General features: G+C 42.4%; 7 protein-coding genes. 6 read left to right on the plus strand and 1 reads right to left on the minus strand.

From position 1 onward, the window contains the following. The first annotated feature begins 309 nt into the window (after positions 1 to 309). From EHW67_RS02530 to EHW67_RS02555, 6 genes are all read left to right on the plus strand, one after another. A complete protein-coding gene (locus EHW67_RS02530; RefSeq protein ID WP_126160765.1) occupies positions 310 to 4482 on the plus strand; it encodes a hybrid sensor histidine kinase/response regulator transcription factor in 4173 nt (1390 codons plus the stop codon). Positions 4483 to 5266: 784 nt separating this feature from the next. After that, positions 5267 to 6610 (plus strand): alpha/beta hydrolase family protein, encoded by a 1344-nt coding sequence (locus EHW67_RS02535; RefSeq protein ID WP_126160766.1) that lies wholly within the window; start codon positions 5267 to 5269, stop codon positions 6608 to 6610. A gap of 73 nt (positions 6611 to 6683) precedes the next feature. Next, positions 6684 to 8495, plus strand: a complete 1812-nt coding sequence (locus EHW67_RS02540) for an alpha-L-fucosidase (protein ID WP_202911898.1) — start codon at positions 6684 to 6686, stop codon at positions 8493 to 8495. An 18-nt stretch (positions 8496 to 8513) separates the two neighbouring features. After that, a complete protein-coding gene (locus EHW67_RS02545; protein ID WP_202911899.1) occupies positions 8514 to 10052 on the plus strand; it encodes a sialate O-acetylesterase in 1539 nt (512 codons plus the stop codon). 16 nt (positions 10053 to 10068) lie between these two features. Then, on the plus strand, positions 10069 to 11655 hold the full coding sequence (locus EHW67_RS02550) for a sulfatase family protein (protein ID WP_126160767.1): 1587 nt from the start codon (positions 10069 to 10071) through the stop codon (positions 11653 to 11655). Positions 11656 to 11833: 178 nt separating this feature from the next. Further along, positions 11834 to 13237 (plus strand): sulfatase-like hydrolase/transferase, encoded by a 1404-nt coding sequence (locus tag EHW67_RS02555; RefSeq protein WP_126160768.1) that lies wholly within the window; start codon positions 11834 to 11836, stop codon positions 13235 to 13237. A 62-nt stretch (positions 13238 to 13299) separates the two neighbouring features. Here the strand turns inward: EHW67_RS02555 and EHW67_RS02560 are convergent, their stop codons facing one another. Further along, positions 13300 to 14337 carry a family 43 glycosylhydrolase gene (locus EHW67_RS02560; RefSeq protein ID WP_126160769.1) on the minus strand — a complete coding sequence of 346 codons (1038 nt, stop codon included), beginning with the start codon at positions 14335 to 14337 and terminating at the stop codon, positions 13300 to 13302. Positions 14338 to 14499 lie beyond the last annotated feature (162 nt).

The raw sequence follows: 14499 nt of genomic DNA on the forward strand, positions 1-14499 counted from the left end.
CCCGATACCTAATTACTACCGTATGGCTTCTGCGTGTTCATTAAAATATCGCTCCCCTTGGTTCAGCCCTTTCATCACCACAAGAATACAACCCAAAGCCTTAGGTAGATCATAAACCGTATTTTTTTACAACATCTTCATTGGACCAATTATAATCTGGCTTAGAATTGAAATTTTCAAGCTTATTTTTTCAATTGTCTCAGGCCATTCCAAAAAATAATAAGCTAGGAATTACGGTCCAACAAATTTATATTTGTTTCTCTTCAGCAACAAAAGGGATTAGACCGTAGTCTTCTGCAAAATTAAAACATGGGAAATAAAAAGAATTGTAAGCAAGCCTCTTTACTACTATTGTTGGGCATTATTATTTTTAGCCTTTCGGTCCCAAGCTGTCTATATTCCCAAAAGTTTGAAAGGTTCTCCAACCAACAGGGATTTAACCAGAATACCATTAATTCCATAGCACAGGACAGATATGGGTTTTTATGGTTTGGCACACCAAACGGACTCATTAGGCACGATGGTTATGAATTTATAACCTACACCACCCAAACTGCGGGCAATGGAAGCATTCTTAGCAACGATATTAAACAATTGTATAATGATAAAGAGGGGTTATTATGGATAGGTACCAGCCTAGGGCTTAATGTTTATGTTCCATCCCTAGAAAAATTTCTCACAGTTCCCCTAGACAGTAGGCTTAGCATAAGCGGGATTGGTTCCGGTGCGGATGGTAAAATCTGGTTTTCCGGTGAAAACAAACTTTATGCATGCCAACTTACGGATGTACAGAATGGCGTATTCCAGGTTTCCCATAACCTCCTGGAATCGTACCCTGAGGTTCCCTATCTAAACGATTTCAGCTTTAGGGACAAAAATTCATTGCTACTGGCTACCTCCAAGGGACTCTGGGACCTATCCCTAGGAACCGAGCTTCCTGGAAAGCATTTGGAGATAAAGGCCTTGACCAAATTCAAGGCTTTGGAAGAGGAAGTTGTTACCTCGCTTATAAACAGGAACAACATCTATTGGATAGGGACCAATAAAGGGCTTTACAAGGCATCTCTAGAGGGAGATAAGGCACATATTATCACTAATTTTAATACGAATAATAAATTTAATCCCGCAAACTCCAACATTGCAGTAGATGTAATTTTTGAAGACCATAACAATAGTGTATGGATAGGCACAACCGATAACGGTCTCTATAAATATTTGGAAGAGGAGGACAATTTTCAACACTATGCCTATGACCCCCGAAATTCCTTTGGCATAAGTAGTCAAAATATCAATGCCCTTTTTCAGGATGATTTTAATGTACTTTGGGTGGGCACGGCCCAAGGGGGAATAAATAAGCTGGATCTTACCCAAAAACAATTTAGAAACTACTCCAACAACCCCTATGATCCGCAGTCTTTGACCGATAATTTACTTACAGCAATTCTTGAAGACAGCAATGGAAGGTTATGGTTGTCCGGTTATACCACTCCCCTTTTTAGAAGTACCACTGCCGTAAATGCTGAGACCTCCAACTCACTTAAGTTTGAAAACCTGGACAATAGATTTCCTATTTCCGACATGGATATTGTTCGGAGCATTTATGAGGATAAAAAAGGGTACTTATGGTTTGGGGCAGACCAGTGCCTGATAGTGTATAACCCCAAAAATGATCAATTTAAAAAGGTAGAATTGACAAAGGATGGCATACCTCTTTTAAACAACGGAATTAGAAGTATTTGTCAACTAACAGAAAATGAAATGCTGCTATTGGGAAGCCATCTCACTGTAGTACGCAATCCATGGTCCGAAATTGACAGCAATAAAAATCCAAAGTTAGTGGTTAAATCGGCTATGCCCATGGAAAATGAAATTGGCCATACTTTCCTAAAGTCCAGCGATGGTTCATGGTGGATTGGAACCAAAAAAGGGTTGATCCACGCTGCTTATAATGGAAGTGAAATTAAGGTGCTGCATACTTATACAGACAGCCAGGAGGACAAAATAAGATTAAGTTATGAGAATGTATTCTCGCTATATGAGGATAATTCAGATAATATCTGGGTAGGTACCTTTGGTGGCGGGTTAAACAAAATGTCCTTGGACAGTTCGGGAAAACCTAATAAAATCTCCTTTTTGCGCAAAAATGATGTGTTACCGGACGACGCCATCTATGGTATATTGCCAGATGGGAACAACTTTTTATGGCTGAGCTCCGATATGGGGCTACTGCGATTGCACCTAAGAGACAACAGCATAGATGTATTTGATGTATACGATGGCCTCCCACATAACAATTTTAGGCAAGGGGCCTTTTATAAGGGCAGGTCGGGATATTATTATTTTGGCGGATTAAATGGGCTAACAATTTTTAAGCCCGAGGAAATTAAATTAAATCACCAACCCCCCAAAGTACTAATTACCAACCTTCTTATAAATAACGAGCGGGTACAAATAGGCGAAAAACTTAACAATAAGCTAATACTAGAGAGATCTATTTCAGAGACAAAAGGGATAGCCGTAAGCCAAAAAGAGCAATTTATTGCCTTTGAGCTGGCCGTGGAGCATACCTCTACCCCTGCCAAAAATAAGGTGGCCTATAAGCTGGAAGGCTTTAATGAAGATTGGGTAGTTGTAAATGAAGGCAAGACTACGGTTACCTATACAAACCTACCGGCCAGAGGTTACAAATTTAAGGTACGGGCGGCCAACGGCGATGGCATTTGGAGTACCAAGACCAAAACATTGGACCTTAAAATATTGCCCCCTTGGTACCGCACATGGTGGAGCTATCTTATTTTTACATTGCTTACAGTGAGTATTGGCATTGGAGTAGTAGTTTATTTCTCGCAACATGAGAAATTAAAGCAACGCCTAAAATTTGAAGAATTGGACAAAGAAAGGGTGCGCACAATCAACAAGGGCAAATTTGAATATTTCACCAATATGTCACATGAATTTAGAACACCCTTGACATTGATTGCCGGTCCTTTGGAACGCTTACTTAGCCGAAATACTGACCCGGAAAACAACAAATATTTAGCGATCATCCAGAAAAATACGAAACGACTTCTAAGTCTGGCAGATCAATTGATCAGCTTTCAACAGGCAGAACAGGGGCGATTGAAATTAAATTTAAGGAAGGAAACCTTAGGTGCTTTTATTGCCCCTACCATTGAGACATTTGAAAATTACGCCATTGAAAAAGACATCAATTTTACCCACAAAGTAAGTTCCCCGGACGAAGAAATAATAATCGATGTAGAAAAAACCGAACGTATTATCTTCAATCTACTTTCCAATTCTTTTAAGAACACCCCTCCCTTTGGCACTATCGGCATCGAATTAAAAATTGAATATACTTCAGGAGAAAAGATAATCCTCATAGATGTTGTAGACAGTGGAAAGGGCATTCCGGAAGAGGATTTAGAAAACATTTTTGAAAGATTCTATCAATTGGGAAATAGGACCAATAAGGTAAGCGGTGGCGGGATAGGCCTGTCTTTTTGCAAATCTCTTGTAAACTTGCTCAATGGTGAAATTGCTGCTCAAAGTACACCCGGGGTAGAAACCCGCTTTTCGGTCATACTCCCTTCCCAATCCCTAAAAACATACAATGCGCAGGAAATTGATATTTCCAAAAAATCTTTTGTGGACGACTGGATTCCTTTGTCCTCTAAAATTACTGATGGGAACAGGGCTATAGCACAGGACAATGGCAGTAAAAAGAAGTATTCCATCCTACTGGTGGAAAACGAAGTGGATGTACAGACTTTTTTAAAGGGCACCTTATCTGATAAATATAATATTGAAGTAGCGAACAATGGGATAGAGGGGCTGGAAAAAATAAGAAATAAAGAACCTGACCTGGTCATTAGCGATGTAATGATGCCAGAGATGGACGGATTTGAAATGTGCGAGAAGATAAAGTCGGACCCAGAACTCAGTCATATTCACGTGCTGCTCCTAACCGCTTTGAACGAGAACGAGGATATGATAAAAGGACTGCAGTTTGGAGCCGATGAGTACCTAGGCAAGCCCTTTTCCTTAAAACACCTTGAGCTAAGGGTAGAAAAATTGATCCGGACCAAGGAACGGTTACGGGAATATTTCTCAAGGAATAGTAAGCTCCCCAAGAATGCCAGTGGAATTTCAACCCGGGACAAGGAATTTTTGAGCAACATTATTGCCATAATGGAAAAAAACATTTCCGATTCCAATTTTGGGGTGGAAGAGCTCGCCAAAGAAATAGGACTTAGCACCTCACACTTTTATAGACGCCTTAAACAGCTTACCGGACAGTCCCCCAATGTCTATTTAAGAAATTTTAGATTACAAAGGGCAGCCGAGCTTCTAGGGGATAATGAGGGCCTTAATGTTTCCGAGGTGATGTATAAGATAGGTATCGAGTCCAATTCCTATTTCTCCACCGCTTTTAAAAAACTACACGGGGTTTCCCCTTCCGAATTTATCAAGATCAATTAACCAGGAACACACAAGGCCTAACATATATCCCGCTTATTGATGGCTGTTTTTTGGATATTGGTTTACCCATGTAGTCCCTATTGATATTTAAAGGTTATCGTGAATCTTCGGTGTCTTTGCTTGTCCAAAATCTTCGAACTAATGAGTTTCAGGATTATCGATTAGCTAAAAGAAGATTTTACAGACCGATGTCCGGGCTTAAATTATTTCCAATGCTTCAATAATTCTCAACGGCCATGCCATCCCCACTACAAAAGAAGATAGACCACACTACAGACTTTGAAGTCTATGTTTAACAGTACTCTATAACTTACAATGATTTGTCTACACCCTAAAGGGGTACGGAACTAAGAAACGGCCTATTTTCAATTTCGTCCTAAATCAAGTGGTTTCCACATATGGAAAAAAGAAGCCGTCCAAAGAGCATTTCACCCCAGTGAAAGCGGCCTGGACGGTGCGGCTGTGGAAAGTGCGTGGATTTATAGAAATTTAAAATCAGCCTAGCATTTTTTGGTTCGTTTTTTGGGCGATGCAAAAAATGAACAGAACATGAAATCTAGGATAATTTATTCTATTCATGCAAACCACACAAAACCTTTAGATTGCCCCTATATTATTTGTTTTAAATAAGCCCAAGGTATACTATACAGGTTGATTGGTTGAAATAAGCAAAGGATTGGTTGAAAAGAGAAGGTATTCTCCCTTATCTGTCTTTAGCTTTGACCTCATAAAACCTGCTGGCCATGAGGAAGGGCCGTAGTTTTCAAAAGAGTATTAAGCAACAATGTGGTATTTGGATTATATGTTCCTATTAAAGAAAAAAAACTTTGAGAAAAGCAATGTATTGGGTTGCCTTCTCTTGTTCCTGACTATTTGCAGTACTGCGCAAGAACAATTGCACACTTTAAATGGGCCCATTATAAATCCCCAAGAGAAGACAGGTCCCCTCTGGATAAAAAACAAACTCATCAAAGAAGGGGTATTTATTGCCCCCAGTTATAGCTTTACCAATGATTATGATGAACACAAGCAGTTTCCTAACATAAAGGGATTGTTTTTTAAGGGGCTGCCCTATAATGGAAAACAGACGAAGGTTTTTTGTTGGTACGGGCTGCCCAATGGACTTCTAGCCGGTGAGAAAAGGCCTGCCGTGGTATTGGTTCATGGTGGGGGCGGTACCGCTTTCCCGGAATGGGTCAAGAAATGGACAGACAAGGGATATATTGCTATGGCAGTAGCCTTGGAAGGACAGGTCCCCGGAGAAAGAGTTGAACATAATACCGGAGAAAAATTGTGGCCTGGCCATGAATATTCCGGGCCACGAAGAATAGGATTTTTTGAGGATGTGGTTACTAAAAAGTTGGAGGACCAATGGTTTTACCACGCTGTTGCCGATGTTATACTGGCCAGTAGTTTGCTAAAGAGTTTCCCTGAGGTGGATGCCCAGAGCATAGGAATTAGTGGTATTTCCTGGGGTGGCATTCTTACCAATGTAATTACCGGCATTGATAATAGATATGCCTTTGCCATACCGGTCTATGGCTGTGGGTTCTTACAGGAAACCCCCCATTACAAAAAGCTCCTAGCCGGTTTAACAACAGAACAGCAACAGTTCTACCTTCAAAATTGGGAACCTTCACTGTATCTATCACTGCAAGAACAGCCTAGCTTATTCGTAAACGGCACCAATGATTTTCATTTCACTATGAACAGCTTTACCAAAACATATAAAGCTTCCAAAAATGAAAAGTACCTCTACATTGAGCATAATATGAAACACGGGCATAGACCGGGTTGGGAACCGGAAGAAATATATGCCTTTGCCGATTATATTGTAAAAAATGGCAAGCGCCCCCTTGTCCCCAAATTTAAGGGACTTAGAAAAAAAGACCAACTGGTATATGAGTGCGATGAAAAGGCAACAGAAGCCTATCTTTATACCACTACAGATACTGCAGATTGGGGCCGCGATAACTATACATGGCAGCAAACAAGCATGGATTTTTCCAAAACAGGGAGGATAATTTCGGCAAAATTGCCCAGCAACACTCAGGCCTATTTTGTTAACATCAGGGATTCAGAAGGGATGATGTATAGTTCTCCCATGCGAATGGTCAACAAAAAATAAAAAACAAGAACTTCAAATTAAAACAATTAGGGGACTAATTAAACTAGCATAAATCTTTAAATAATAGCACACAATGAATTTTAAAATTGGGAAAAGGCAATTTATATGGCTATTGATGGCACTTATAATGCAAGCAAATACCATATTGGCACAGGAAAAACAAACAGAAAAGACGATGGATGAAATGTGGGGCGAACAGAACACCTTGGGCGCAGATGCACCCGCTTCCAGGACAGCCCTGTTTGATGACGGCAACTACGCCATGTTCATCCATTGGGGTATTTACTCCAATATTGCCAATAAATGGAAAGACAGTACGTATTACGGTATTAGTGAGTGGATCATGAACCCAAGGAGGGCCAATATTCCAGTAGATGAATATATGGCGGAAGCCAAAAACTTTGACCCGGTTAATTTTGATGCCAAGGCAATTGCACAGTTGGCAAAGGATGCCGGTATGAAATATATAGTCGTTACCAGCAAGCACCATGACGGCTTTGCCATGTACAACTCCAAAAGCAATGATTTTAATATTGTTAAGGCCACCCCCTTTGCCAGGGACCCTATGAAAGAACTGGCCAAAGCCTGTAAGGAAATGGGACTTGGATTCGGCTTTTACTATTCACACAATCAGGACTGGACCTTCCCCGGCGGCAACGGTGGCCCTAAAGTCAATAAAAAAGGCAAGGCAGTAGGCTTTGATTATTACTTCAAGAAAAAATGCCTGCCCCAGGTAAAGGAAATCGTGACCGAATATGGGGATATTGCCATGGTCTGGTTTGATACCCCTGGAAATATGGAGAAAAAATATGTCGCAGAATTGGTAGATGTGGTACGTAAGCACCAACCCAATGCCATGATTTCTGGAAGGGCCGGCCACGGCTTGGGCGACTACAAATCGCTAGGCGACATGAACATTCCAGTTGCCAATATAGGGGGGCTATGGGAAACCGTAGATGTTACCAATGATTCTTGGGGATATGCTTGGTACGATCAGAATTGGAAGAGCCCCAAACGGATCTTAAAAAGTATAATCTCTACCGTGGCGCGGGGAGGCACCTATATGTTAAATGTAGGACCGGCCCCTGACGGCAGTATTCCAATGGAGGCACAGGAATCCTTAAGGGCCTCTGGAGCATGGATCAACAAATACCCTCAGGTAGTATATAAGACCGAGGCTTCTCCCTGGGGGCGCAAATTGCCCTGGGGAGATGTTACCATAGCCTCAGATGGCAAGTTGAACCTCAGTGTATATAAATGGCCATTGGATGGCAAATTATGGCTTCCAGGCCTAAAAAATAATATTATCTTCGCAAAGCTCTGGGTAAACGGAGAGCCATTGACTTTGGAAACAGCCAAGGAAGGGGATTGGACGGCCATAAGCCTTCCCGCCCAAAGACCGGAAAAATTGATTTCCGTTATTGAGCTTGAGGTAGAAGGTGGTCCAGAGGTAGATTCAAGACTTAGTTTAGACCCTGTTTTTGCCACAGCACTGCCAGTTGATTTTGCCACCGCCAAAGCCTGTAACATCAAAGAGAAACGGTGGATGGAAAAATTTGGGGAGTGGAAACACATTAAACAGGCCCAAGATTGGACAGATAAGGGAAAGGTAAGCTGGACGGTAATGGTGAAGGAGCCCGGCTACTATCAAACAGAACTGAATTATGCAGGCTCTGGCCGCCTAGTCTGGAAAATCAGCTCGGACAAAGGAAACTTAGTTCAGAATCAGCAGAATTCATCGGAGGTCTATAACTATTATGAGATGGGGCTATTAAAATTTGAAACAGCGGGAGAACATACCATAACAGTTAGCTTGGTAGATGGCAATAGAAAAAGAGCCAGCCTTAAAGAAATACGTTTGACCCCCGAAGGAAGTATGGAATAAAAACGATAATTTATAACAATGACAAAAAAGCCGTTCCTCTTAACCTTATTAGTAGTGCTACTATTTAACACAGTAGCTACGTATTCCCAAGAATTAAAACCGTCCAATTTGTTCGGCAATAATATGGTATTGCAACGGGGCATGGCCGTCCCCGTTTGGGGTGTTGCGTCGCCCAAGGAAAAGGTAACGGTAAAATTTGCCGGTCAGACCAGATCCACAAAGGCGGGAAAAGACGGAAAATGGATGGTAAAATTGAAGCCTTTAAAAGCCTCCAAGACCCCTAGGAAAATGACTATTAGCGGAAATACCGAAATAGTACTTTCCAATGTGGTAGTGGGTGAGGTATGGATATGTTCAGGGCAATCCAACATGCAATATGCAGTTGACAATGCACCGAAAGTCAAAGCACTACTGCCCACAGCTAAAAATATAAGAAGTTTTGAGGTAAAAAGAACGGTTTCCTTTGAAGAAGAAGACAATGTTATTGGTAATTGGGAAGGCGTACCCCCAAGCAGTGCCGTAGCCTTTGGCTTTGCATACTTCCTTGAAAAAGCGGAAGATATCCCCGTAGGGATATTACACGCCTCATGGGGCAGCTCGTCCCTGGAAGCCTGGATGCCCAGGGATATGGTCAAGGACTATCCATATTTTAAAGCTATTATGGACGACTTGGATGCCGATACCGAAACCAGAAATAGAATCAATTCCACCCTTTCCAATGGTGAGAGCTGGTCTACCAAAGAGGATATTTTTATGAGGAGGCAACCCAATATTCTATATAATGCCATGATGAAGCCTTTGGCCCCCTATGCATGCAGGGGCTTGGTATGGTACCAAGGGGAACGCAATACCCGTTACTTTTCCGGGGTACCCGAGGTTACAGAAGACACTTGGTTCCATAGGGTAATAGGGATGAAAGAATATGGGGATGTCCTTAAATCATGGATAAAACGCTATAGAAAGGAATGGAACAATAATAGCATGCATTTCTCCATTGTTATGCTTCCGGGATATGGCAAGGGAACGGCAATAAAGCCAAGTATAGACCCCAAAAGTCCCACCGCACTATCATGGGCTTGGATGCGGGAATCGCAAATGAAGGTATTGGACCTTCCCCATACCTCTGTTGTCAATACCATTGACCTAGGGGATGAAAAAAACATACATCCAAAGGATAAACTTCCTATTGGCATTAGGCTGGCACTAGCCGCGGAAAAACATACCCTTAATAAGGAAATTGTTGCGGAAGGCCCCACATTAAAAAAAGTAGAAAAGCTAAATAAGCAGTTGGCCGTTCATTTTAACCATGCCCAAGGTTTAAAAACTATAGATCATAAAGCCCCCAGGGGATTTTGGGTTGCGGACGAATCCATGCAATGGAAGCCGGCAGAGGCAAAACTACAAGGAGAAACCGTGATTCTCTCCAATAGCAGTATAACAAACCCGCTCTATGTTAGATATGCCTTCGCCGGAAAACCGGACGTAAACTTGGTGAATGGCGCCAATCTACCTGCATATCCTTTTAGAACGGATAACCAAATTCCCGTTGTTGAATAAAATATAATTAAAAGAGATGAGATATCAACCAAAACATATACTTGGCGTTTTACTACTACTGATTTCTATGAACTCCATGGCTCAAAGCCGTCAAAAACCCAATATTGTTATAATTTATACCGACGACCAAGGTTATGGGGATGTAGCCGCCCTTAACCCCGATGCCAAATTTAAGACTCCCAACATGGACATATTGGCCAAGGAGGGAATCATCTTTACGGATGGACATAGTAGTGATGCCGTATGTACACCCTCCCGATACTCCTTACTTACCGGTAGATACAGCTGGAGGACTTCCTTAAAAAAGGGGGTTCTTGGAGCCGATGGTCCCTGTTTGATTGAACAGGATAGGATGACCATTGCCTCCTTGCTACAGCAGAATGGTTACAATACGGCCATGGTTGGCAAATGGCATCTACAAATGGAATTTGAAGGCAGTTTGGGACAGGGCCGTGACTGGTCCAAACCCTTTACCGATGGCCCTACCGAAAAGGGCTTTGATTACTTTTTTGGTATTCCTGCCTCTATGAACTATGGTATACTTACCTATTTGGAAAACGATAGGGTATTGGATCCCCCTTTGTTATGGACAAAAAAGAAACCTGCTACCAATCCCAGAACATTTAGCGATACAATTAGGCCACAGCCCTATAGAATGACCCCTCCTTATGAAAAGGAAGGCGGAAGAGGCTGGGTAGAGGTAGCCCCCACCTTCAATGACGAGCTGGTACTGGAAACCTTGGCCAATAAGGCAGTGGAGTATATAAACGAATCGGCCCAAGAAGCAAAAAACGGCAAGCCTTTCTTTTTATACCTGCCATTGAACAGTCCACATTTGCCACATAGTACCCACCCAGATTTTCAGGGCCGTAGCAACTGTGGCAATTACGGGGATTTTATGGAAGAAACAGACTATAGGGTAGGCCAAGTGCTGAATGCCCTAAAGGCCAATGGCATTGATGACAACACCTTGGTGATCTTTTCTTCGGATAACGGGGCGGAAACCAACTATGTGTACCAACGGGATGTATACGGACATTACAGCAGCTTACATTTTAAGGGTGGTAAGCGCGATATCTATGAAGGAGGGCACCGCGTTCCCTTCCTAATGAGGTGGCCGGCGCAGATCAAGGCAGGATTACAATCCGATGTCCCCGTATGCCAAACCGATTATCTGGCGACCATTGCGGATATTATTGGTGTTGATCTGCCCGATAATGCAGGGGAAGACAGTTATAGCCTATTGCCCATTTTAAAAGGGGACGAGCAGAAAGGTGATGCGAGAGGTCCGGTAATCCACCATTCGGTAACTGGCCACTTTGCCATACGCGATGGCAAATGGAAATTGAACATGCTACGCGGTTCTGGAGGCTCCTTGGAACCTAGATTTATTAAACCTAAAGATGGGGAAGCCGAATTGGAACTTTATAATATTGAGGAAGACCCATCTGAGACTACCAACCTCTATTTTAAACACCCTGATGTGGTGAAAAAACTCAGTAAAAAGATATCTAAAATAATTACCAACGGAAGAACAACCCCTGGTAGGCCACAGGCATATGTTAAAGAAAATTGGGACCTTCCCAAATGGGTTAAAATGTAGGTATTGATGTGCTTTCTTCCTAACTGATTGAAATAAGAAAGAAAAAGAGCGATATGAGAAAGCCTCTTTTGAGGTTTGGCCTTAGGTTTGTCTAAGGAACGCTTTTGCTATCTCTAAGGGTCAACCAGCAGTTCCGATGTAAGAACAGATACCTTAAAATTTAATTTAAAAGATGAAGATGAGATCAATAATCTTGTTCTTTTGCTCCCTATTTCTCCTATCCTGTGGCAGCAAAAAAGAGACTAAAAAGGAAGCTGTTTCCACGGAGGAAACCCAACCGAATATCATATTTATTTTTGCCGATGATTGGGGCTATGGCGATTTGGGCGTTCACGGAAGTACTTTCTGTAAAACACCCCATTTGGATAAAATGGCTTCCGAGGGCATCGATTTTCAGAACTTCTCAGTGGTGAACCCGGTTTGTTCCCCCAGCCGGGTGGGGGTAATGACAGGACAATATCCAGCACGTCATAGTGTACACGGACATTTTGCCTCTGTTGCATCCCATATAAAAAGAAATATGCCCGATTGGTTGAACCCAGAAGCACCTTTACTCCCCAAAATGTTAAAGAAAGCAGGTTATACAACTGCCCATTTTGGTAAATGGCATTTATCCAACACCCATGTAAAAGATGCCCCTTCTCCTTTGGAATACGGCTATGATGAATATGGGGCGTTTAATTTGCCAAGCAGATTATATCAAATGCAGGCAGATTCTACCCTGTACAAAACCATTGATTTTGCCAAACGGAACAAGGACAAACCATTTTTTATAAATGCATGGATCCATGCCACCCATACCCCACATTACCCCAAGGAAAAGTATATGCAGCAATTTGCACATTTAAACGAACAGGAACAGGTATATGCTGCAGTAGTAGCCGAATATGACGCCCGTATTGGGGAATTATTTGCTGCCCTAGAGGAGCTTGGAATAGATGACAATACCTTGGTTGTTTTCTCCTCCGACAATGGTCCCGAAATAACGGGCAAGAATAAAATAACAAAGGATAATTCTACCGGGCCCGGTTTGGGAACCTACTATTCTGTTGGAGAAACTGGCGGACTCAAAGGTCGTAAGCGCGCACTCTTCGCTGGTGGCATTCGCATTCCTTTTTTGGTACGTTGGCCAGCTAAAGTACCTGCCGGAGTGGTAGATAAAACTACCGAATTGGCCGCGGTAGACCTACTGCCCACATTTTTGGAATTGGCAGGGACCAACCATCCCCAAGCCTACCAACCGGATGGCGTAAGCATTGCCTCCGCTATTATGGGAAAACCCTTTAACCGGCAAAAGCCTATCTTCTGGGACTGGCGTTTTTCCAGTGACCGACCTGGTTTTTGGCCCAGTGCCGCCGTACAAGAGGCTAATTGGAAACTATTGACCAACCAAGAGATGGGTAGAACAGAACTGTACAATATTGCCACAGATTGGGCAGAACAGAAAGACCTATCTGCGGAAAACCCGGAAAAGGTCCAGGAATTAATGGAGAAACTCAGGGATTTTCAGGAAACCCTGCCCAAATCCGCGCCAGAGAACAGCTTTTCAAAGGAGAGGGCGATTCTTGACAGTGAAATATAAAAAGGTATGGGGCCTTGCACCAAAAGTGCGAGCCCCCATATCGTTATTAAATTAAATTCCCTTTAATTCATTTCGAAGCGCTCTAGGTAAACATATCCTTTTTTACCCTTTATAGAGATACCCCAGCCCGGAATTTCCATGGCCTTATTCCCATCTTCCAAATGCGGGCGATAAAGGCCTGGAGCAATTGGAATTTTCTTTAGGTTTTCCTCCATTGGGGAAAAATTTATTCCGTCCTTGGCCCAGTGTATGGTTTTACTTATTGATGCCAAAGAGGCTACTCCCCCATTATGGTTCCAGATCAACACCTCATGTCCTTTATCTACCAAGGGTTTTGGGTGTTTTTTATAAGTCCCCTCAGGCTGGTCGGCTATGGCGACCCCCATTTTTGTGCGTCCCGGTCCCTTTTTTCCATGTATAATGGACCTTCCCTTATAATACAGCCATATTTTTTGATCCCTTACCAACAAACTGGCATCATCTATACGGTAACTATCAAAATCCTCAGGTACCTCACTTACTTCCAAAATAGGATTGTTTTTTACCCTAACAAAAGGACCGTCCGGGCTATCGGCAACTGCCAGGCCAATGGCAGTAAAATCGTTGGTTGAATTGTTTTCAAACTCTTTGTTTGCTTTACCGGGAGTTGGCTGTACAGCCGTATAGTACAAATAATATTTTCCTTTATGGGCCAATATATTGGGGGTAAAAACCGAATGGCTGTCAAATTCACCTTCCTGTCCAACATCCAAGGCCATGCCCTGCTCTTCCCAGGTATGCCCTTCATCTTTTGAGGTTGCATACCAAATGGTTGCCCAATAACCAGCGGTGGTTGGTCTATCCATTCTGGAATACCACACATAATAGGTGTCCCCTACTTTAATGATATCACTGTTGTCCCGACGGTTGTACAAACTATCTATCCCAATGCCAGGAATCTCCTGATAGGTAAATTTTGTAGGCGTATCGGCTACTTCTGCAGCAATGACCTCCTCTTTTGGTTTCTCTTCACTTTTAGACTTACAGCTCAGCATGAACAACAATGCCATAGCGCTACAAATAGGGAATAGATACCAGGTTTTTCCAATTGATCTTTTCATTCGTTTTTAATGTTTAATTGCAATTTTTCTAATATATAATACTCTTTTGTTTTCTCAGCTTTTTCGCCTTCCGCCAATCCTCTTTCCTCCATTTCCGGCCTTTACTTTACTATGTCCAAGCCTATTAAACCTTTTGCAAGGGAGGTATTTAACGGCAATAGC

The sequence above is a fragment of the Arenibacter aquaticus genome (genome assembly GCF_003957295.1).
Lineage (GTDB): Bacteria > Bacteroidota > Bacteroidia > Flavobacteriales > Flavobacteriaceae > Arenibacter > Arenibacter aquaticus.